At 37.0% G+C, this 20,700-nt stretch carries 18 protein-coding genes, 1 pseudogene and 1 other annotated feature; of the genes and pseudogenes, 14 read left to right on the top strand and 5 right to left on the bottom strand.

Translation table 11 applies throughout. The features are described from left to right. Nucleotides 1-121 precede the first annotated feature (121 nt). From zapA to IGJ46_RS05755, 8 genes are all read left to right on the top strand, one after another. On the top strand, nt 122-565 hold the full coding sequence (gene zapA, locus IGJ46_RS05720) for a cell division protein ZapA (protein WP_002357706.1): 444 nt from the start codon (nt 122-124) through the stop codon (nt 563-565). Nucleotides 566-584: 19 nt separating this feature from the next. Then, nucleotides 585-1,133 carry a CvpA family protein gene (locus IGJ46_RS05725; protein ID WP_002357705.1) on the top strand — a complete coding sequence of 183 codons (549 nt, stop codon included), beginning with the start codon at nt 585-587 and terminating at the stop codon, nt 1,131-1,133. A 110-nt stretch (nt 1,134-1,243) separates the two neighbouring features. Further along, nucleotides 1,244-3,610 (top strand): endonuclease MutS2, encoded by a 2,367-nt coding sequence (locus tag IGJ46_RS05730; protein ID WP_002366632.1) that lies wholly within the window; start codon nt 1,244-1,246, stop codon nt 3,608-3,610. 97 nt (nt 3,611-3,707) lie between these two features. Then, nucleotides 3,708-4,022, top strand: a complete 315-nt coding sequence (gene trxA / locus IGJ46_RS05735; RefSeq protein ID WP_002357703.1) for a thioredoxin — start codon at nt 3,708-3,710, stop codon at nt 4,020-4,022. A gap of 164 nt (nt 4,023-4,186) precedes the next feature. After that, the gene (uvrC, locus tag IGJ46_RS05740) at nt 4,187-5,983 is read left to right on the top strand and encodes an excinuclease ABC subunit UvrC (protein ID WP_002371199.1); all 1,797 of its coding nucleotides are present in this window, start codon (nt 4,187-4,189) and stop codon (nt 5,981-5,983) included. A 659-nt stretch (nt 5,984-6,642) separates the two neighbouring features. Next, nucleotides 6,643-6,900 (top strand): DUF3884 family protein, encoded by a 258-nt coding sequence (locus IGJ46_RS05745; protein WP_002379418.1) that lies wholly within the window; start codon nt 6,643-6,645, stop codon nt 6,898-6,900. Nucleotides 6,901-7,004: 104 nt separating this feature from the next. Continuing rightward, nucleotides 7,005-7,904 carry an ABC transporter ATP-binding protein gene (locus tag IGJ46_RS05750; RefSeq protein WP_002357699.1) on the top strand — a complete coding sequence of 300 codons (900 nt, stop codon included), beginning with the start codon at nt 7,005-7,007 and terminating at the stop codon, nt 7,902-7,904. Then, on the top strand, nt 7,897-9,159 hold the full coding sequence (locus tag IGJ46_RS05755; protein ID WP_002357698.1) for an ABC transporter permease: 1,263 nt from the start codon (nt 7,897-7,899) through the stop codon (nt 9,157-9,159). Before IGJ46_RS05750 ends, IGJ46_RS05755 begins: the two co-directional genes overlap by 8 nt. Nucleotides 9,160-9,194: 35 nt before the next feature. Here the strand turns inward: IGJ46_RS05755 and IGJ46_RS05760 are convergent, their stop codons facing one another. Continuing rightward, the gene (locus tag IGJ46_RS05760) at nt 9,195-10,193 is read right to left on the bottom strand and encodes a LacI family DNA-binding transcriptional regulator (RefSeq protein ID WP_002360405.1); all 999 of its coding nucleotides are present in this window, start codon (nt 10,191-10,193) and stop codon (nt 9,195-9,197) included. Nucleotides 10,194-10,334: 141 nt separating this feature from the next. Here IGJ46_RS05760 and IGJ46_RS05765 point away from each other — a divergent pair, with 141 nt between their 5' ends. Continuing rightward, on the top strand, nt 10,335-11,729 hold the full coding sequence (locus IGJ46_RS05765; protein ID WP_218391547.1) for a 6-phospho-beta-glucosidase: 1,395 nt from the start codon (nt 10,335-10,337) through the stop codon (nt 11,727-11,729). 25 nt (nt 11,730-11,754) lie between these two features. Here the strand turns inward: IGJ46_RS05765 and IGJ46_RS05770 are convergent, their stop codons facing one another. Continuing rightward, nucleotides 11,755-12,261 carry a hypothetical protein gene (locus IGJ46_RS05770; RefSeq protein ID WP_002357693.1) on the bottom strand — a complete coding sequence of 169 codons (507 nt, stop codon included), beginning with the start codon at nt 12,259-12,261 and terminating at the stop codon, nt 11,755-11,757. 9 nt (nt 12,262-12,270) lie between these two features. On the opposite strand from IGJ46_RS05770, the pseudogene IGJ46_RS05775 reads away from it, so the two are divergent. Continuing rightward, nucleotides 12,271-12,939: pseudogene (locus IGJ46_RS05775) on the top strand (ATP-binding cassette domain-containing protein); the annotation flags it as partial. Nucleotides 12,940-12,979: 40 nt separating this feature from the next. On the opposite strand, the gene IGJ46_RS05780 reads toward IGJ46_RS05775, so the two are convergent. Beyond that, nucleotides 12,980-14,266, bottom strand: coding sequence for an NAD(P)/FAD-dependent oxidoreductase (locus IGJ46_RS05780; RefSeq protein ID WP_218391551.1), 1,287 nt, complete (start codon nt 14,264-14,266; stop codon nt 12,980-12,982). A 137-nt stretch (nt 14,267-14,403) separates the two neighbouring features. Here IGJ46_RS05780 and gdhA point away from each other — a divergent pair, with 137 nt between their 5' ends. Beyond that, a complete protein-coding gene (gene gdhA, locus IGJ46_RS05785; protein WP_002360402.1) occupies nt 14,404-15,750 on the top strand; it encodes an NADP-specific glutamate dehydrogenase in 1,347 nt (448 codons plus the stop codon). Nucleotides 15,751-15,931: 181 nt separating this feature from the next. Continuing rightward, nucleotides 15,932-17,281, top strand: a complete 1,350-nt coding sequence (locus IGJ46_RS05790) for a glucose-6-phosphate isomerase (protein ID WP_002357685.1) — start codon at nt 15,932-15,934, stop codon at nt 17,279-17,281. A gap of 65 nt (nt 17,282-17,346) precedes the next feature. On the opposite strand, the gene IGJ46_RS05795 is transcribed toward IGJ46_RS05790, so the two are convergent. Both IGJ46_RS05795 and nrdI read right to left on the bottom strand, forming a co-directional pair. Then, nucleotides 17,347-17,526: a hypothetical protein gene (locus IGJ46_RS05795; RefSeq protein ID WP_002357684.1), complete on the bottom strand. Its 180-nt coding sequence runs from the start codon at nt 17,524-17,526 to the stop codon at nt 17,347-17,349. Between the two features lie 58 nt (nt 17,527-17,584). Continuing rightward, a complete protein-coding gene (gene nrdI / locus IGJ46_RS05800; protein ID WP_002413821.1) occupies nt 17,585-18,028 on the bottom strand; it encodes a class Ib ribonucleoside-diphosphate reductase assembly flavoprotein NrdI in 444 nt (147 codons plus the stop codon). A gap of 208 nt (nt 18,029-18,236) precedes the next feature. Continuing rightward, nucleotides 18,237-18,284 (top strand) — a sequence feature (sodium ion sensor (DUF1646 type); this cis-regulatory element may regulate processes involved in with the transportation of sodium ions). Nucleotides 18,285-18,400: 116 nt separating this feature from the next. On the opposite strand from nrdI, the gene IGJ46_RS05805 reads away from it, so the two are divergent. Then, nucleotides 18,401-18,724, top strand: a complete 324-nt coding sequence (locus tag IGJ46_RS05805; protein ID WP_002404376.1) for a V-type ATPase subunit F — start codon at nt 18,401-18,403, stop codon at nt 18,722-18,724. Further along, nucleotides 18,714-20,693, top strand: a complete 1,980-nt coding sequence (locus tag IGJ46_RS05810; protein WP_002394429.1) for a V-type ATP synthase subunit I — start codon at nt 18,714-18,716, stop codon at nt 20,691-20,693. The genes IGJ46_RS05805 and IGJ46_RS05810 overlap by 11 nt, the downstream gene beginning before the upstream one ends. Nucleotides 20,694-20,700 lie beyond the last annotated feature (7 nt).

Below are 20,700 nucleotides of genomic sequence, written 5' to 3' on the forward strand. Positions count from 1 at the left end.
ATCTTTAAATTTTTCGCTTTGTGGCATATAATAAGAAAGAATTTGTACGAAAATTGCGCTTCGCTTTTTTTTCATGGTACAATAAGCAAGAATGGATTGATTTACAGGAGGGAACCTCAACATGGCATCAAATGAAAAAACACGATATAAAGCAATCATTGCAGACCATACGTATACAATTATTGGCCAAGAGTCAAAACAACATATGGATTTAGTCACAAAAATTGTCAACGAACAACTGGCGGAAATTAAACATCTTTCTCCGCAAACTGATACGGAACAAGCTTCTGTTTTATTAGCAATTAATGCAATTTCAGATCAACTAAAAAAACAAGAATATGCTTTAAAATTGGAAAAACAAGTAGCAGATTTAAAACAGAAAACCATTCGTTTGGCTGAATTAGAGAATCGTGTGCGCCGAATGGAAATTATCGAAGAAGAAGCACGGGATGTTTTGAAAAAGAATGGACAAGAAGATGTAGAAATTCATAATCATGTGGAAGCCCAACAAATTTTGAATGAAAATCGAAAACAGCAGATTCAAAATAAAGGTGTTTCGGAGTAGTTCCTGAAAGGATGACAAGATGTTAACAATACTTATTTTATTACTTTTAGCCTTTGGATTTTATACAGGAGCTAAACGAGGCTTGATTTTACAAGTGCTCTATTCGGTAGGTTACTTAATTTCATATTTTGTTGCTCGAACTTATTACAAAGAGGTCGCCTCTCATTTAGAATTGTATATTCCATATCCATCGGTTACGCCAACGTCAAAGCTTGTCTTTTTTAATCAAGAGATTTCTTTAGACTTGGACAAAGCCTTTTATTCAGCGGTTGCGTTTTTATTATTGCTGTTTGCAGGCTGGTTGGTCGTTCGTTTTTTAGCGATCTTTTTACATGGATTAACATTTATTCCAGTTTTGAAACAGGTAAATGGACTATTAGGTGGCGTATTAAGTGTTCTTGTGTTATACGTGGGTCTTTTTCTAGTGTTAGCTACGGCGTCAATGATTCCGTCAGATATTGTCCAAAATCAGTTTCGATCAAGTGGCTTGGCACGAGGCATTGTAAAAAATACCCCAATTCTAACAAAACAAGCATATGAATTATGGGTTGAACCAATTACGAAATAAAGCTGAATGGGACTGAGATAGAGATAAGAAGTAAGTGAGCAAAGCGAAACTTCTTATGTTATGTCTCAGTCTTTTCAACAAATGAAAAAGTTAGAAAAGTAGGTGGAAAAATGAATCAGCGTATTCTATCAACATTAGGGTTTGATAAAGTAAAACAACAGTTGTTGCAATTTATTGTGACAGCTCAGGGGACAAACGAAGTTTCGGAATTATTACCGATTGCTGATGAAAATAAAATTCAAGCATGGCTAAATGAAACACAGGATGGTTTAAAAGTTCAACGATTACGTGGTGGAATCCCCATTCCTAAATTAGAAAATATCCAACCACACATGAAACGGATTGAAATTGGTGCGGATTTAAATGGCATAGAATTAGCACAAGTAGGCCGTGTCTTGTCGACTACTTCAGAACTGACTCGTTTTTTTGATGAGTTAAGTGAAAATGAAGTTGATTTTGAACGTTTATATATGTGGCGAGAGCAACTAGAAGTTTTGCCTGAATTAAATCGCCAACTCAAACAAGCCATTGATGATGATGGCTACGTCACAGATGAAGCTTCGCCAGCCTTAAAGGCAATTCGGCAAAATATTCGACGTAGTGAGCAGACCATTCGAGAAGAACTAGATAGTATTATTCGTGGGAAAAACGCACGTTACCTTAGTGATGCCCTTGTTACTATGCGAAATGAACGCTACGTGATTCCAGTCAAACAAGAATATAAAAATATTTTTGGTGGCGTGGTTCACGACCAAAGTGCTTCAGGACAAACCTTATTTATTGAACCTAAACAAATTTTAGAAATGAATAATCGCTTGCGACAACAACAAATTGCCGAAAGAAATGAGATTACTCGCATCTTGGCAGAACTGTCGGCCGAGTTGGTCCCTTATCGCCGTGAAATTACGCATAATGCCTATGTCATCGGTAAACTTGATTTTATTAATGCTAAGGCACGACTAGGAAAAGAACTAAAAGCAGTTGTTCCAGAAATTAGTCAAGCAAATCATGTAGTTTTTAAACAAGCCCGGCACCCGCTATTGGATCCAGAAAAAGCTGTAGCCAATGACATTGTGATTGGAGAAGAATATCAAGCAATTGTGATTACAGGGCCTAATACCGGCGGGAAAACCATTACTCTGAAAACGTTAGGTCTTTTACAATTAATGGGTCAAGCTGGATTACCTATTCCAGTTGAAGAAGAGAGTAAAATGGGGATTTTTACAGAAGTATTTGCGGATATCGGGGATGAACAATCGATTGAACAAAGTTTAAGTACTTTCTCTTCACATATGACGAATATCGTGTCTGTCTTAAAGAAAGTCGATCATCAAAGTTTAGTACTATTTGATGAATTAGGTGCTGGGACAGATCCGCAAGAAGGGGCCGCTTTAGCGATTGCCATTTTAGATTCATTGGGTGCTAAAGGAGCCTATGTGATGGCAACAACCCATTATCCTGAATTAAAAGTGTATGGCTATAATCGAGCTGGAACAATCAATGCCAGTATGGAATTTGATGTAGATACCTTGAGTCCAACCTATCGTTTATTAATTGGCGTGCCTGGCCGAAGTAATGCTTTTGAAATTTCGAAACGTCTTGGATTAGACAACAGTATTATTGAAGCTGCAAAACAAATAATGGACGGTGAAAGTCAAGATTTAAACGAAATGATTGAAGACCTGGAAAACCGTCGCAAAATGGCCGAAACTGAATATTTAGAAGCTCGCCACTATGTCGATGAATCGGCGGCTTTGCATAAAGAACTGAAAGAAGCCTATCAAGTGTTTTTTGAAGAACGAGAAAAAGAATTACAAAAAGCGCGGAAAGAAGCGAATAAAATTATTGCAGAAGCGGAAGAAAATGCGGAAACTATTATTTCTGATATTCGCAAAATGCAATTGGAAAGTGGCCAACAAGGTGGTGTCAAAGAACATCAGTTAATTGATGCGAAAACACAACTTTCTCAATTACACCACGAAGAAACCAAGCTTGCTAAAAACAAAGTGCTGAAGAAGGCGAAAGAACAGAAAAAATTAAAAGCTGGCGATGAAGTAATTGTCAATACTTACGGCCAACGAGGGACCTTATTAAAAGACAACGGCAAAGGACAATGGCAAGTCCAATTGGGCATTTTAAAAATGAACGTATCTGAAGAGGATATGACGCCTGTCGCTCCACAAAAAGAAGCAAAACCAAGAGTTACAACGGTTCGTTCTGCAGAAAGCAGTCATGTTGGCACACAACTAGACTTACGTGGCAAACGCTACGAAGAAGCATTGGCAGAAGTTGACCAATACATTGATGCTGCGATTCTAGCGGGCTATCCACAAGTAACCATTGTTCACGGCAAAGGAACAGGTGCATTAAGAACCGGAATAACGGAATTTTTAAAAAATCACCGCAGTGTGAAAAGCTATGAATTTGCGCCACAAAACCAAGGTGGTAATGGTGCGACTGTCGTAAAATTCCAATAAATAAGGACTTACAATAAGTAAGCAGAACACTCGCTATCTTAGAGATGACGTGTTATACTAAGCATGTAATAAGAGTAAAGAGTAGGAGGTTTGTGAAATGACACAAGCAATTACCGATAAAGATTTTGCAACAGAAACAGATGAAGGATTAGTCTTAATCGACTTTTGGGCAACTTGGTGTGGCCCTTGTCGTATGCAAGCACCCATCTTAGAACAATTATCTGAAGAATATGATGAAGACGAAGTGAAAATCGTCAAAATGGATGTGGATGAAAATCCTGCAACACCAGCAAGTTTTGGAATCATGAGCATCCCAACATTGCTATTGAAAAAAGATGGCGAAGTTGTTGAAAAAGCAGTCGGTGTTCATACAAAAGACCAATTGCAAGCAATGATTGCCAAACACTTATAAACGTTGATTAGTCATTACGAATAGTTTGATTCAGTCTGAAGAGAAATCATTAGCGATTGTCTTTTCAGGCTGTTTCTTTCGTACATAAAGTAGCGGCTTTTTTTGTTTAATTACAAAAAGAGGTGTATAATAGACGAAGCATTTTGTTAGAAAGGAAGTATCGTATGAACGAACGAATAAAAAATAAATTAGCACTGCTTCCTGATCAACCTGGTTGTTATTTAATGAAAGATAAAAACGGCACGATTATCTATGTTGGGAAAGCCAAAATTTTGAAAAACCGTGTCCGGTCTTATTTTCGTGGTAGCCATGATACTAAGACAGAACGATTAGTCAGTGAAATCGATGATTTTGAATATATTGTGACAGAATCGAATATTGAAGCACTTTTATTAGAAATTAATTTAATCCATAAAAATAATCCCAAATATAACATCATGTTAAAAGACGATAAAACCTATCCTTTTATCAAAATCACAAACGAAAAATATCCTCGTTTAATGATTACTCGAAAGGTTTTAAAAGACAAAGCGTTATATTTTGGCCCATATCCAGATGTAAATGCAGCGAATGAAACAAAGAAACTGTTAGATCGGCTTTTTCCTTTGCGAAAATGTAATCCATCGCAAAAAACACCTTGTTTGTATTATCATTTAGGACAATGTCTGTGTCCCTATGCTTTTGATGTGGATCCGCAAGTCTACAAAGATATGGTGGAAGAGATTAAAGGGTTTCTCTCTGGTGGACATACAGAAATTCAGGACCGCTTACAAGAAAAAATGGCTTATGCAGCTGCACATATGGAATTTGAAAAAGCTGCAGAATTTCGCGATCAAATTAAAGCGATTGAAACAGTTATGACCCGCCAAAAAATGACGAATGTGGATTTAATTGATCGTGATGTGTTTGGTTATGCTGTTGATAAAGGCTGGATGTGTGTCCAAGTATTCTTTGTCAGACAAGGAAAATTAATCGAACGTGATGTATCGATTTTTCCATTTTATGATGATGCCAGTGAAGCATTTTTAACTTTTATTGGACAATTTTATCAAGAGAATGAGCATTTTGTGCCAAAAGAAGTCTTGATTCCTGATGACATTGATAAAGAAAGCGTCGAAGCTTTATTAGCTACGAAAGTCTTGCAGCCGCAACGGGGAGAAAAGAAAAAACTGGTTAAATTAGCCAGTAAAAATGCTGCAGTTGCTTTAAATGAAAAATTCGATTTGATTGTACGGAAACAAGAACGAACAATTGGCGCAGTTGAAAAATTAGGCAATGCGATGAACATACCTGCGCCCATTCGAATTGAAGCATTTGATAATTCAAATATTATGGGAACCAACCCTGTTTCTGCGATGGTTGTGTTTATTGACGGACGACCAGCTAAAAATGAGTATCGAAAATATAAAATAAAAACCGTCCAAGGCCCTGATGATTACGCTTCTATGAGAGAAGTCATTTATCGCAGATATTCACGAGTTTTAAAAGAAGGTTTGCCTTTTCCTGATTTAATTTTAATCGATGGTGGTAAAGGCCAAGTCGATGTTGCTAAAGATGTGTTAGCCAATCAACTAGGAGTCGATATTCCTGTAGCTGGATTAGCCAAGAACGACAAGCACAAAACGAGTGAACTTTTATTTGGTCCAGACTTAGAAGTTGTACCATTGGAAAGAAACTCACAAGAATTTTTCTTGTTGCAACGAATCCAAGATGAAGTCCATCGTTTCGCCATCACATTCCATCGTCAATTACGTAGTAAAAATAGTTTTGCTTCCAAATTAGATAACATTGAAGGTTTGGGACCGAAACGCAAAAAAAATCTTTTAAAAGAATTTAAATCGCTTAAAAATATTACGGCAGCCAGTGTTGAAGAATTAAGAAAAGCTGGGTTACCTGAAACTGTCGCGAAGAATGTGTATCGTCATTTGCACCAAGAAACAACCTCTGAGATAGAAAAATAAATGAAAACAAGCCAGAGGTCGGGACAGAAACGTTTAGCTCCGAGAACCAAGTAGGTACTGTTCAACATCTATTTGCTTTGCAAATAGTGTTTCTCAGCAATAAGAAGGAATTTCCGAAAATTGTCATAAAACACAACGAGGAACGAGTTGATGTTGCATGATACACTACACTCCGTTTCGTTCGCATCAATTTCTAAGCATGGAACATGCTAGAATTGAAGGACCCGGTGCTCTTTAATTTTTGGAGACCAAGTAGGTATTGTTCATCATCGAATCACTACGTTCTTCGTGATTCTCAACAATTTCGGCTTATTTCCGAAGGACCTTCACCAAGTAGGTACGATGATTTCATCTGTTCATGCTTCACAGTGAAACATCGCAACTCTTAGAGCTGGAGCTCTTTTGAAGGCTGTACTGTGACGAGACGCATGTCGAGAAAACACCTTAGAAGTTGTTGAGATCGGAGCAACGCGTAGTGTTGGTTCTGTTCCCGCCGTTTGTAAGGTTTTAAGCCTGGGACAAAAATCCAAAGTGATTTTTGTCCCAGGCTCTGTTTTTTTTATTCAATTTTTTCATGAAAAGTTGAACTCTCAAGAAAATATGATAACGATTTCTTTCGTGATATACTAATACTAACTTAAAAGAGAGGACGTCTGATCATGAAAATACTAACACCCGTTTATCAAATAAAATTTAAAAAAGTACCAAATCAATTACTGATTGATGAGCGTTTAATGAATGAATTGGGTAGATGGCTGAATCGTACAGGTCGAATTTGGGCCTGTCAATCATCAAAATCGGCAAAGGAATTTAAAAATACATTTTATGAAAGTACAGGCTTGTCCGCAAATGAAGTGTATATTTCTGCCGAGACGGATGGCCTTTTTCGTTTAGCAGAAAATAAAGCGTCTGATTAAAGTGCAACATCTTTCCATAACAATTGTCATTGACAAGCCAACACAGGAAAGATACGATATGAGTAACTAAACAGCGGTTTAGAAAAAGTGAAGGGGGCGTTTATGTGTTAGAGGTAAAAGAGTTAGTCAAAACCTTTGGGGATTTTAAAGCAGTTGATCATGTATCCTTTACGATACCGGACGGGAAAATTTTAGGATTAATTGGCCAAAATGGTGCCGGGAAAACAACTACATTTCGCTTGATTTTAAATTTTTTAACACAAGATAGCGGGTCGGTTTTATGGAATGGTCAACCATTAAATGAAAAAGAGTACAATATTATTGGTTATTTACCAGAAGAACGGGGTTTATATCCTAAAATTACGATTGAAGACCAACTAATTTATTTCGCTTCGTTGCGGGGAAAAACTAAAAAAGAAATTGAACCTAAAATTGACTTTTGGATGGAAAAATTTCAAGTTAAAGGCAAAAAAACAGATAAAGTTAAATCTTTATCAAAAGGAAATCAACAAAAAGTTCAATTGATTGCGACACTTATTCATGAACCGAAGTTAATTATTTTAGACGAACCATTCAGTGGCTTGGATCCAGTTAATGCAGAATTATTAAAAGACGGCATTATTGAATTGAAAAATCAAGGTTCTTGTGTCATTTTTTCCAGTCATAATATGGACAATGTGGAGAAAATCTGTGACCATTTAGTCATGTTAAAAAATGGACGCATGGTTTTAGATGGTCAGGTTCATGAAATTCGACAACAATTTGGTCGAACAAAATTATTTTTAGAATCACCGTTATCTGTTGAGGAAGTTGCTGCTACAGCAGGTGTGAAAGAAGCACACTTGCGACAAGATGGCGTCTTAGAAGCGACATTAGAAAACGCTGAAGTGGGCAAAGTGTTGTTTGATAAAGCGACAGCCAACGGCTACATTCCAATGTTTAATCAACAACCACCAACATTGGAAGAAATTTTCAAAATGAAAGTAGGTGGGCAAGATGAGTAAATTTTGGATTATTGCGACTGATGTCTATAAGAAAAATGTGAAGTCGCTGTCTTTCTTAATCATGATTTTAGCGCCATTTCTTCTTGTAGGAATTGTTTACTTAGCGGGCTCTCTAGCTAGCGGTTTTTCAGGAGATACTACCATTGGTCTGGTTTCGGAAAATCAAGCGCTCGTTAAAGAGTTGACAAAGAATAAAACAGAGGACTTTTCTTTCAAAGCAGTTTCTTCTGAGAAAAAGGCCCAAGAACAATTAAAAGACGAGAAAATTGATGCTTATTTACTTTTGGACACTACAGATAATCAGATTTCTGGTCAGCTTTACTCTGAACGCTCTTTAGGAAATGCAACCGAGATGCTAATTCCTCAAATGTTAAACCAATTACAAACAATGGCGAATGCCAATCGTTTAAACCTAACAGCTGAGCAAGTTGCCATGTTGAATCAACAAGCAACATTTAAAAAAGCCAAAATTAGTTTTGATGAAAATGGCAAAATAAAAACAGGAGAAGATAACACAGGGATTCAAATGGCGTTAGCAATGGGGATAACAATTTTGTTATTTGTCTTCATCAGCAGTTATTCTTCAATTATTGCCCAAGAGATTGCTTCTGAAAAAGGCACTAGAATCATGGAAGTTATTCTCTCTAGTACAAAAGCGCAAACCCATTTTTATGGCAAATTAACTGGGGTTATTCTAGTAGCTTTAACACAAATTTTCATTTACGGAGTGGCGTTTGTTCTCGGCTATTCTCAATTGAAAAATCTTGATTTTATGAAAAGTCTATTAAGTGGTATTTCACCACAAAGTATTTTTTCATCAACCTTTATTTTTACATTAGGCTTTTTCATTATTGGTATTCTCGTTTTTGCTGTTTTGGCAGCACTTTGTGGTTCTCTTGTTTCCAAACCAGAGGATACAGCAAAAGCAGTTCAGCCCATCATGTATATTGGTTTAATCGGTTATATGATTGGCATTACGTTTGGGACGAATGATCCACAAAATATCGTGGTGAAAGTGACTTCCTTTATTCCGCTGATTTCGTCATACATTATGCCAGTACGCTTGGCGACCGAAACGGCATCAACAATGGAAGCAATTGTCTCATTAGTGATTTTGGCAGTTTTTGGAATTATTTTAACAATCTTCTCTGCTCGTTTATACAAATCAAACGTTCTTGTATACAGCGAAGGCGGCATGATTCAATCCTTAAAACAGTCAATTTCTATTTTAAAAAATGAACAAAAGCATAAATAATTTTTGTTTAACTCTAAAAGGACCCGGTAAATCAGTCAAAGTGACTGATCTGCCGGGTCTTTTTTAGGCACCGTTCGTCGTTCAACTAGACGAACGGTTAATTTTTTTTCAGGAATGTTCGTCTGATTTAATTGGTTGTATAGGTAAATAAATGAGTTTTCGGCTTGATACTGAATGGCATAATCAACAGTCGTAATATGCATCAATTCACTGACATAACTATTATCAAAGCCAATGACAGCGACATCGCGAGGAACGGCATAATTTAGATTTTCAAGTTCTGAAATAAACTCAGCTGCTACGTGATCATTATAAAAGGCCAAAGCTTCTGGCTTTTCGGTTAATTGTTGCCAGTAATGGGCAATTTTGCGACCAGAATGGTTAGTATACTGATCATTAATCAGCCACTCAGCTTGCCAAGGTGCCTGAGTGTTTTCATAAAAATCTTTCATTGCACGTTTTCGTGCGTGCGTGTTTAAATTTTCGGGATTACCGAGGACATGACCAATTTTTTGGTATCCTTGTTGTTGTAAATATTCTAAGGAACGATAATAACCAGAGTAATGATCAATGTAGGAAGAGTATATATTAGGTGAATCGATACGATGCCAGGTTGCTAAAGGGCCATACGCGCTGTATGGCTCAATCACCGACCATTCATTTGTTCGTGTCAATAAAAATAAGCCATCTAATTGTTTGTATTTTAATTGGTTCAAGGCATCAATTTCTTTCTGCTGATCGCCATCTGTAAAAAATAAGGTTACGGAATAATTGTATTTTTTGGCAATTGAAATAAAGCGATTCAAGAAAATACCTAAGGAACCTAAATAGCTAGGGGCTAAAAAGCCAATGGTTTTTGTGGCACCTGCTCGTAAATTCCGCGCCACATAATTCGGGGTATAATTTAATTCTTTCATTGCTTTGAGAATTTTTTCTTGACTATCGGCACTCACATATCCTTTTCCAGAAATTAAGCGAGAAACAGTCGATTTCGAGACACCGGCAACTTTTGCTACATCAATGATAGACGTCATTTTTTACCTCCAAAGTGGAATGTATTCTTATAAGAAGTATAGCATACATTTTTTTGAAAATAGTGCTTGACATGGGAACATTCCCATAATTTATCCTAAATATGTAAACGATAACAATTTAATCAAGGAGGAAGAAGACGGATGACAAGAGGAGCATTAAAAATTGCAACAATTGGTGGCGGTTCTAGTTATACACCTGAATTAATTGAAGGATACATTAAAAGAAAAGATGAACTGCCAATTAAGGAAATTTGGTTAGTCGATATTGAAGCTGGTAAAGAAAAATTGGAAATCGTTGGGGCAATGGCGAAGCGCATGATTAAAGCTGCTGGTTTAGATTGGGAAGTTCATTTAACCTTGGACCGTGAAGCAGCCTTAAAAGGGGCGGATTTTGTTTCAACACAGTTTCGTGTAGGATTATTAGATGCTCGCATTAAAGATGAACGGATTCCTTTGTCCCATGGAGTATTAGGCCAAGAAACAAATGGCGCGGGAGGAATGTTTAAAGCATTTCGAACAATTCCTGTCATTTTAGCTATTATTGACGATATGAAACGCCTTTGCCCAGATGCTTGGTTAGTGAATTTTACTAATCCAGCTGGAATGGTTACGGAAGCCGCAATTAAACATGGCGGTTGGAAAAAAACAGTTGGCTTATGTAATGTGCCGATTGGTCATAGAAAACAAGCGGCCGAAATGCTGGGATTTCCAGAAGAAGACTTATTCTTTAAATTTGCTGGAATTAATCATTTCCATTGGCACCGCGTTTGGGACAAAGAAGGACAAGAGCGAACACAAGAACTCATTGATTTAATTTACGGACCTAAGCAAGAGCAAGAAAGTCATTTGAAAAATATTTTTGATGCGCCGTTCCATTATGAACAGTTAAAAGATTTAGGAATGTTACCATGTGGTTATCATCGCTATTATTATATTGAAGATGAGATGTTGAAGCATTCCATCGAAGAGTATGAACGGGGCGAAACAAGAGCACAAGTGGTTAAAGAAACGGAAGGTCGTCTGTTTGAATTGTATAAAGATCCCAAACTAGATTACAAACCAAAAGAATTAGAAGAACGGGGCGGCACACACTATAGCGATGCAGCTTGTGAAATGATTGCATCAATTTATAATGATAAACGAACGGATATGGTTGTTTCTACTGAAAATAATGGGACAATTACTGATTTACCGTATGATTGTGTTGTAGAAGTATCTGGACCTGTGACAGCTCATGGCCATGAACCTTACAACTGGGGGGCCTTTCCGCCAGCAGCACGAGGAATTATTCAAAATATGAAAGCTATGGAAGAAACGGTTATTCGAGCAGCCATCAATGGTGATTACGGCGCAGCATTGCATGCTTTCACTATTAATCCATTAGTTCCTGGCGGCGTCATGGCGAAGACCTTGTTGGACGAATTATTAATTGCCCACAAAGCGCATTTACCGAATTTTGCAGATGCGATTAATAAAATTGAAGAAACACAACCAGAAACAGTCACATATGTGGCCGAATTAATGAAAAGTAATTAAAAAATATCGCACGCTAAAGATTCGTTTAGTGTGCGATACTTTTTTTAGAATAGGAAGCAAAGGATTCCGTTTTTTTCTTGACAGTAAAATGATAGGTTTGTTGCCGGAACAGCCACTGAATACCAGAGTAAATTAAAATTTCAGCAATAATAAACGTCGAAAGTTTCTGTGCGGAAAGGAATAATAGCGTTAAAATTAAAAATAAGACGACACAGGTATAAAAAACATGTTGCAATTTTTTAGAATTGATAATCGTGATTTCTTTGGTATCTTCAGTAACTTCAATGCGCCGATAAAATTGGAACCAGCCTTCATAGAACGTTAAAACATCTCCAGGATCAGCCTCAATTTCAATAGGTACATTAGTAAAAAGTTTCCCTTGATGCACACCATTTTTATAAAATGTAAAATAGCGTAACGCGCCCCAAGCTGATGTTTTTCGTGTCAATGTAATCTTCATGGTTTTCACCTCCGTCTTTATTTTGCCATAGTTTCGGTAAAATTGTATCCTACTAAAGTCCGATTCTCTCATTTTAGGGTCAGAATTGACAGATTACCCGATGTTGCGCAAGCAAAACAAGAGCGAAAAATTATTTTTCCTACTAATAATCAGTTCTCTTTATACAATCCATATCCAATTAGAATTGAAAATTTAACTTTCGCTTATGAGAATCGAACAATTCTTAACCAAGTGAACGTTCAAATTCCTTTAAACGAAAAAATAGCACTTTGTGGAAAAAATGGTGCTGGGAAGAGTACCTTCCTTCAACAAATTGAAGCTCGTCACCCGGCCATTTACTTTTCTCCCAAAGTCCGGTTAGGAACGTATCATCAATTAGATTATCGATTAAAAAATGATGAGCCACTGTTGACTTATTTATTGAAGCGGACAAATTATTCTGAAAAGGTTGTGCGTTCACTTTTATATCGGCTAGGTTTTCAACAAGAAAATTTACAGACAAAGATATCTTCTCTAAGTGGTGGCGAAGCCATAAAAATTACTTTGGCGCAACTGTTTATAGAACCAAATAATATTATCTTATTGGATGAACCCACCAATTTTCTTGATTTAGAGACAATCCAAGCACTTGAAGAATTTATAAGTGCCTATCAAGGAACAGTAATTTTCACTTCGCATGATGAAACGTTTGTGGAAAAAGTAGCCACCCGCACTATTTATTTAGAAAACGGGAAAATTATTGATAAATAAAAAAAGCAAACAAAAAGTCGCTAAAATAGCGACTTTTTGTTTAGACTTCTTCAATTGGTAAATAGGTGTATTCTGCAATTTCTGCGGCATGGGAGCCAGCAACATGTCCAGTGACAAATGCAGCTGTAACATTGTAGCCTCCAGTATAGCCATTAATATCTAAAAGTTCACCAGCAAAAAATAAACCATTGACTAATTTGCTCTCCATTGTTTTAGGGGTCACTTCTTTGAGGGAAATCCCACCGCCTGTGACAAAAGATTTTTCCAAAGGCAATGTTTTCGTAACAATGAACTGAAAGTCTTTCAGTAGTTCCACAAAGGAAAGACGTTGCTTTTCTGTTAGTTGTTTGGCAGGCACTTCTTCAATTGCTAGTTTCTCTAGATAAAAAGTGAGCAGACGTTCTGGTATTAAAGAATGGAAGGCATTTTTCGCCACTTTATTTGGCTGTTCCTCAATCATGTAATCAACATTTTTCAGCACTTCTTCAAAAGATTTTGTCGGAAACACATCCAAGGCTAGCGTGACAGGTTGATTGCCGTTGCGAGTTAATTCTTGGTTAATAAAACTAGAACAGCGGAGCGCGGCAGGTCCTGAAATGCCAAAATGTGTAAACAGCATATCCATTTGATGATTAACTAAAGGTTTTCCTTTTTGGTTCAAAACAGTTAAATTAACATCTTGTAAAGAGAGACCTTGCAACGTTTTATCAAGGATAAAAGGTTCTTCAGAAATAATAGGTGATTCGGTAGGGTAGAGTGGGCTGATGGTATGCCCCATTTTTTTGGCTAGTTTATAGCCATCACCAGTTGCTCCTGTGGAAGGATAAGTGCGGCCGCCAGTTGTTAATACAACACACGGCGCATAAATTTTTTCCAGTTCGGTTTCAACGCCAATTATTTGATCGTCTTTTCGTAGTAATTTTGTGACCTGTGTTTTTGTAAAAACAGTGACTCCTAATTCGTTAATGCGGTTAAATAGCGCATCAACAATTGACTTCGATTTATCTGTAACAGGGAACATGCGTCCGTGATCTTCTTCTTTTAAGTGAATACCATTGGATTCAAAAAAGTTCATGATATCATAGTTATCAAATTGTGAAAATGCGCTGTACAAAAATTTTCCATTCCCAGGAATAAATGAAATGATTTCTTCTGCGGGCCGATTATTGGTTACATTACAGCGACCGCCACCAGTCATTAATAATTTTTTCCCAACACGGCGATTTTTTTCAATCAATAATACTTGAGCACCAGCTTCTGCGGCCGCAATCGTGGCCATCATACCACTCGTCCCAGCACCGACAATAATTACATCAAATTTCTTCATAGTTCTCCTCCAATTCAATAGGTAGTGTACCATAATTACGGGATTTTTTCTGGATTTAAGGAAAAAATAAACGTTTGACTATGGTAATTTTTGAATTTTCAGTTAAAATAAACTTATAACAATGAGAGGATGATTAAATGGACGCAAAACAATATGTTAAAAATATTCAAGAAAAGATTCACCAATTAGACCAAGGTCAAACAGAATATTTACAAGCAGTCGATGAGTTTTTACCAACCGTAGAAGGTTTTTTAGAAAAAAATCCTCAATACATTGAAGCAAATGTTTTAGGTGTCTTGATTGAACCTGAACGTATTTTTCAATTTCGTGTGCCGTGGCAAGATGACCAGGGCAACTGGCATGTGAACAGAGGCTATCGTGTCCAATATAATTCAGCGATTGGACCATACAAAGGTGGTTTGCGGTTTCATCCAAGTGTGAATTTAAGTGTGATGAAGTTTTTGGCCTTTGAACAAATTTTTAAAAATAGTTTAACTGGTTTGCCAATCGGTGGCGGCAAAGGCGGTAGTGATTTTGATCCAAAAGGCAAGTCAGATGCTGAAGTGATGCGCTTTTGTCAAAGTTTCATGACTGAACTTCAAAAACATATTGGTCCAAGTACAGATGTTCCAGCAGGCGATATTGGCGTAGGCGCTCGTGAAATTGGTTATTTGTTTGGCATGTATAAACGCTTGCGCAACTATGATGCAGGAGTGTTGACTGGAAAACCTTTAGGATACTGGGGAAGCCAAGCAAGAACAGAAGCGACGGGTTATGGAACGGTTTATTTTGTTAAACATTTATTAGCAGATAAAAACGATACGTTTGAAGGCAAAAAAGTCGCTGTTTCTGGTAGCGGGAATGTCGCAATTTATGCCATGGAAAAAGCAACTGAGCTAGGCGCTACAGTAATCACATGTTCCGATTCGTCTGGTTTTGTTTATGATCCAGAAGGAATTGATGTGGCGTTAGTAAAAGAACTAAAAGAAAAAAATCGTGAACGCATTTCAAAATATGTTGAAACACGTAAAGGCGCAACTTATTATGACAAAGAATCTGTTTGGGATTTCGAAACAGCGTATGACATTGCGTTACCATGTGCAACACAAAATGAAATCAACGAAAAGCAAGCTGCTATTTTAGTGAAAAACGGAGTGAAAGTCGTGGCAGAAGGCGCAAATATGCCTTGTACACTAGAAGCAGTCGCCGTTTTTGCTAAATCAGCTGTAATTTATTGTCCAGGCAAAGCCGCTAATGCAGGTGGTGTTGCGGTTTCTGCATTAGAGATGAGCCAAAATGCTGAACGTTTAGCTTGGTCCTTTGAAAAAGTTGACGGTATGCTAGATCAAATTATGCAAAACATTTATGAGACTTGTCGTGATACAGCTAACGAATATCAGGCACGAGATAACTTTGTTTTAGGTGCGAATATTGCTGGCTTTGAAAAAGTAGCGGCAGCGATGCTAAGTCAAGGACTCGTTTAATAACAAAAAATGCTAGGATTTCCTAGCATTTTTTCTTGGTTTGTTTGATTAAGAGAATAAATATCTCTAATTAAATAGTTAAAATTAAACAATTGGTCTATCCAAAAGAATTTGCTTGAAAAAATGTCTAAAAACACGTAAAGTATACATGTAGTAAGTTTACTTTCGAGGAGGAAAAGGAATGTCACACATTCAATTAGATTATTCCAAATTAGCACCATTTGTTGCTGACCATGAATTGGAATACATGCAAACACAAGTCACTGCAGTGGACAAAGCATTACGTGAAGGTACAGGAGCTGGTAATGATTTTACTGGCTGGATTGATTTACCAGAAAACTATGACAAAGAAGAATTCGCGCGCATTAAAAAAGCAGCAGCAAAAATTCAATCTGACTCTGAGGTATTAGTAGTCATTGGTATCGGTGGTTCATATTTAGGTGCCCGTGCAGCAATTGAATTTTTGACACATTCATTTAATAATCTATTATCCAAAGAAGAACGGAAAGCGCCACAAATCTTCTTTGCTGGAAATAGCATCAGCTCAACTTATTTAGCTGATTTAATCAATGTGATTGGTGATCGTGATTTTTCTGTGAACGTTATTTCAAAATCTGGAACTACGACAGAACCAGCGATTGCTTTCCGCGTCTTTAAAGAGTTATTAATTAATAAATATGGCAAAGAAGAAGCCAATAAACGTATTTATGCGACAACTGACCGTGCTAAAGGAGCAGTAAAAGTTGAAGCTGATGCGGAAGGTTGGGAAACATTTGTGATTCCTGATGATGTGGGCGGCCGTTTCACTGTTTTAACGCCAGTAGGTCTTTTACCAATCGCTGTTAGCGGTGCGGATATTGATCGTTTAATGGAAGGTGCAAATGATGCACGTAAAGAATACGGCGCAACGAGCGACTTAAAAGAAAACCAAGCCTATCAATATGCTGCGTTACGTAACATTTTATATCGTAAAGGCAAAACAACTGAAATGTTAATTAACTATGAGCCTGGCATGCACTATTTCTCTGAATGGTGGAAACAATTATACGGTGAATCAGAAGGAAAAGATGGCAAAGGTATTTTCCCAGCAGCCGCAGACTTTTCAACTGACTTACATTCTATGGGTCAATATGTTCAAGAGGGTATGCGTAACTTATTTGAAACAGTGGTTAAAATTGAAAATCCACGCCATAGCATTTCAATTCCAGAACAAAATGAAGACTTAGATGGCCTAGGCTATTTACAAGGAAAAGAAATTGACTTCGTCAATACAAAAGCGTTCGAAGGTACGTTGCTTGCTCACACAGATGGTGGTGTGCCAAACATGATCGTTAAAGTGCCAACAATGGATGCTTATTCATTAGGTTATGTTATGTACTTCTTTGAAATTGCGGTGGGCATCTCAGGTTACTTAAATGGGGTTAATCCATTTGATCAACCAGGTGTTGAAGCATACAAACGCAACATGTTCGCTTTATTAGGTAAACCAGGTTTTGAAGAATTAGCAAAAGATTTAAATGCACGTCTATAATTTGTAAATAACAGAAGAAAAGAGCCAGAAACACTTACGTTTCTGGCTCTTTTCTTCTGTTTAAATTATTTTTCCAAAGGTTCGTTCCATTTTTTAGGACTCCAAATAGTTCCTTCCAATGCAACTTGAAGACTTTCATTATCATCTTCTAATTGTTCAATATATTTGATGGTTTCCTCGATAATAAAAGAATTGGGTTCTTCACTGATTGACTGAAGTTGTTCTGCTAACCATGTATTTCTCATTTTTCTTCACCTCAAAATGTAGTCTATCATAGGTGAGCTTTTTAGTAATGAAACTTGCTTATTGGTTTTCCTTTAAAATAGCATAAATTCGTTCAATATCCGCTTGGGTGCCTCTTAATTCATAGTCAGCTAAGAAGGGAAAGTTAAATTGTTCCGCATACTGTTTAGCTGTCAGGCAGTATTGGTGATTAAAGTTTTTATTGCCGCTGCCCACCACGCCAGAGCAATAACGATAATTATTTTCAAAAGCAAGATATTCTCGCATGACTTCTGTTAAAATTTCGGTATTGCCGTTGTTGATGCCATCGCCACCATCTAAATAGGTAGGCACAAAGGTAAAAAATGGTTCTGTTTCTACTTCTAACGGAGAATTTTCCGAAATTTCTTTGAAAGTAATCGTAGGATTTTTTTCGTTTTGCTGATGTTGCTCTTCAGCATAAGTTGTTAAATGTTGAACAAATGAGCGTGTATTACCAGAGATTGAAATATATCGTATATTCATCAGAGATCCCTCCAAATAAATTTAATTGTTTACGTAAGTATAGCACATCTATGTGAAAAAAATTCAAGATCAATAATTATAAAGCGAAAAAAATAATGCCTTTTTATTACCTATTATAAAAGTGAAAATTTGTTATTTTAATTCATTTGGGTAAGTATTGAATTTTGCGAAAAACTTTGCTAAGATGGTAGAGTATTGAATAAAGAATGGTTGGGCGAAAGCTTCAAGGATTCAGTTCTTCAAGGGGTGAGAAGAACAATTTTTGAGTTTGCGCCTTTTTGCATACCTAAAACAAAAGGGCTGAGCGTATCTCTATTTCGCTAGTCCTTTTTCTTATATGCTAAAGGTGTAAAAACTAAGGAGGTGGAGACAATGGTACAAGAAGTACTAGAGCAAATCAAGGCAGCGGAAGATGCGGTGGAAGAGCATCGGCAACAAGCTAAGATGAATTGTCGTTTATATGAAGAACAGAAGCAAGAACGTTTAGCTGAACTACGTCAAGAGAGTGAAGAAGCTGTTGAAAAAGTGCTGACGGATTCACTAGCAACGCAAGAAAAGATGTTACAACTTGAAAAAGAACAACTTTTAGATGAAACAAAGCGCACTGAACAAGCGCTTCACGAACGTTACGAAACGAACAAAGAACAAGTCATTGATTCAATTATTGAGAGGGTGAAAGACGTTTATGGCAGTTAGTAAAATGGAAAAAATGACAATAATTGCCGCTGCCGAAAAAGAAGCAGCAATTCTACAAGCCATTCAAGGCTTGCAAATTGTCGAAGTAAAACGGATTTTTCATTCGCCTGAAGAAGAACAAGCCTTAAAGAGTCAATATTCTTTTTTACAAGCAGAACAGTCAACTGAACAGCTACGTAAATATGAAACGATGCTACAACAATTGCAAGAGCTTCTTTTATTTTTGACACGCTCTTCAGGAAAAGGGTTAAAGATAAAAAGAAAAGTCTATACTTTGGAAGAGTTGGAACAAACCTTTGATGAAGAAACATTACAAAGCTATTTGACGGAATTAAAGAATATTCAAGAATCTTTGAAACAAATTCAAACGGATCGTCAAGGATTAGAAGCTGAAGAAGAATTATTAGGCCGCTGGCAATATCTGGATATTTTACCGCATAAACAGCAGTTAAAAAGTAGTTATGTCGTTCATGGTTCGATAAATCTAGCCAATAAAGCCAGTTTCTTGAGCGCTTTGTCTCAATGGCCAACGGTTTATTTTGAAGAAATTTATCAAAGTATGCATCATAGTTACTTTACACTCGTTTACCTGAAGGAACATCAGCAGAGTGTAACCGAGTTATTAAACCAATATAGCTTTGAACCACTCCAATACCGTTATGATGTTCCGCCTAAAGAGGCATATCAACAAGTCAAAGAACGATATGAAATTTTACAAAAAGAAGAAAAAGCCTTAAAGCAACAACTGGCTTCTTATCATGATTTTTATGAAACGTTTTGCTTGGCTGAAGAAGTCTTATTGGCGGTTATCCAAAGAGAACAAGCACGTCAACATTTGTTAAATGCTTCATCATTTTTCATCTTGCAAACGTGGATTCCAGTCGAAGAAAAAGCCGAGATTTTGACAGCGATTGAAGAAAAAGTTCCTAAGGACGAAATAGCTCTTACTTTTGAAAATCCTACGAAGGCGGAAATTGAGACGGATATACCAGTTAAACTAGCGAATAATAAATTGGTGCAGCCGTTTGAAATGTTAACAGAGATGTATAGCTTACCAAAATATGAAGAAGTTGATCCGACACCTGCGATGATGCCGTTTTATCTAGTCTTTTTTGGCATGATGGTAGCGGATATTGGCTATGGCTTACTGATGCTACTCTTGTCTATTATTGCGTTGAAAGCATTTGTTTTACCGAGAGGCATGAAACGTTTTGCCGACTTTTTCTTGATTTTATCATTTCCAACAATTATTTGGGGCTTCATTTACGGTTCGTTTTTCGGTGCAGCATTACCGCCAACAATGTTTGGAATCAAATCACCATTTCCGATTTTATCAACGACCGAAGATGTAAATACGATTCTTATTTTATCGGTTATTTTTGGGTTTATCCAATTGGTTGTCGGTTTAATGATTAATGGGATTCAGTTATCAAAACAAAAGCGCTATTTAGATAGTATCAACGAAAGTTACGCTTGGTTAGGGATTTTGTTTGGTTTAGCATTGTTAGTCGTTGGTAAATTAGTGGTTAAAAATGAAGGCTTATTTACAGCAGGTGCGATTTTAGCTAGCCTTTCTGCCATTGCAATTATTGTGATTCCAATGATTCAATCGAAGGCCAAATTAAAAGGTTTAGCCAAAGGACTGTATGGACTATACGGTGTGACAGGTTATGTCGGTGATTTAGTTAGTTATACACGTTTGATGGCGTTAGGAATTGCTGGGGGAAGTATTGCTTCAGCGTTTAATATGCTCGTAGAGTTCATGCCGCCAGTTGCCCGTTTTAGCGTGGGCATCTTGCTGTTAATTGTTTTACATGCGTTAAACATATTCTTATCGTTATTAGGTGCTTATGTTCATGGCGCACGTTTGCAATATGTTGAGTTCTTTGGAAAATTTTACACAGGCGGTGGCCGGGCGTTTAATCCGCTAAAAACAAAAGAAAAGTATGTCAATGTTGAGAAAAAATAGAAAATTA

It is taken from the genome of Enterococcus sp. AZ120 (assembly GCF_050546165.1).
Lineage (GTDB): Bacteria > Bacillota > Bacilli > Lactobacillales > Enterococcaceae > Enterococcus > Enterococcus faecalis.

Bases quoted from the DNA above. Each gene is read 5' to 3' on its own strand.
- uvrC (WP_002371199.1), top strand. From the start codon at position 4,187: ATGAACGAACGAATAAAAAATAAATTAGCACTGCTTCCTGATCAACCT.
- zapA (WP_002357706.1), top strand. From the start codon at position 122: ATGGCATCAAATGAAAAAACACGATATAAAGCAATCATTGCAGACCAT.
- IGJ46_RS05795 (WP_002357684.1), bottom strand. From the start codon at position 17,526: ATGAGAAATACATGGTTAGCAGAACAACTTCAGTCAATCAGTGAAGAA.
- gdhA (WP_002360402.1), top strand. From the start codon at position 14,404: ATGGACGCAAAACAATATGTTAAAAATATTCAAGAAAAGATTCACCAA.
- IGJ46_RS05765 (WP_218391547.1), top strand. From the start codon at position 10,335: ATGACAAGAGGAGCATTAAAAATTGCAACAATTGGTGGCGGTTCTAGT.
- IGJ46_RS05805 (WP_002404376.1), top strand. From the start codon at position 18,401: ATGGTACAAGAAGTACTAGAGCAAATCAAGGCAGCGGAAGATGCGGTG.
- trxA (WP_002357703.1), top strand. From the start codon at position 3,708: ATGACACAAGCAATTACCGATAAAGATTTTGCAACAGAAACAGATGAA.
- IGJ46_RS05780 (WP_218391551.1), bottom strand. From the start codon at position 14,266: ATGAAGAAATTTGATGTAATTATTGTCGGTGCTGGGACGAGTGGTATG.
- IGJ46_RS05810 (WP_002394429.1), top strand. From the start codon at position 18,714: ATGGCAGTTAGTAAAATGGAAAAAATGACAATAATTGCCGCTGCCGAA.
- nrdI (WP_002413821.1), bottom strand. From the start codon at position 18,028: ATGAATATACGATATATTTCAATCTCTGGTAATACACGCTCATTTGTT.
- IGJ46_RS05790 (WP_002357685.1), top strand. From the start codon at position 15,932: ATGTCACACATTCAATTAGATTATTCCAAATTAGCACCATTTGTTGCT.
- IGJ46_RS05725 (WP_002357705.1), top strand. From the start codon at position 585: ATGTTAACAATACTTATTTTATTACTTTTAGCCTTTGGATTTTATACA.
- IGJ46_RS05745 (WP_002379418.1), top strand. From the start codon at position 6,643: ATGAAAATACTAACACCCGTTTATCAAATAAAATTTAAAAAAGTACCA.
- IGJ46_RS05755 (WP_002357698.1), top strand. From the start codon at position 7,897: ATGAGTAAATTTTGGATTATTGCGACTGATGTCTATAAGAAAAATGTG.
- IGJ46_RS05730 (WP_002366632.1), top strand. From the start codon at position 1,244: ATGAATCAGCGTATTCTATCAACATTAGGGTTTGATAAAGTAAAACAA.
- IGJ46_RS05760 (WP_002360405.1), bottom strand. From the start codon at position 10,193: ATGACGTCTATCATTGATGTAGCAAAAGTTGCCGGTGTCTCGAAATCG.
- IGJ46_RS05770 (WP_002357693.1), bottom strand. From the start codon at position 12,261: ATGAGAGAATCGGACTTTAGTAGGATACAATTTTACCGAAACTATGGC.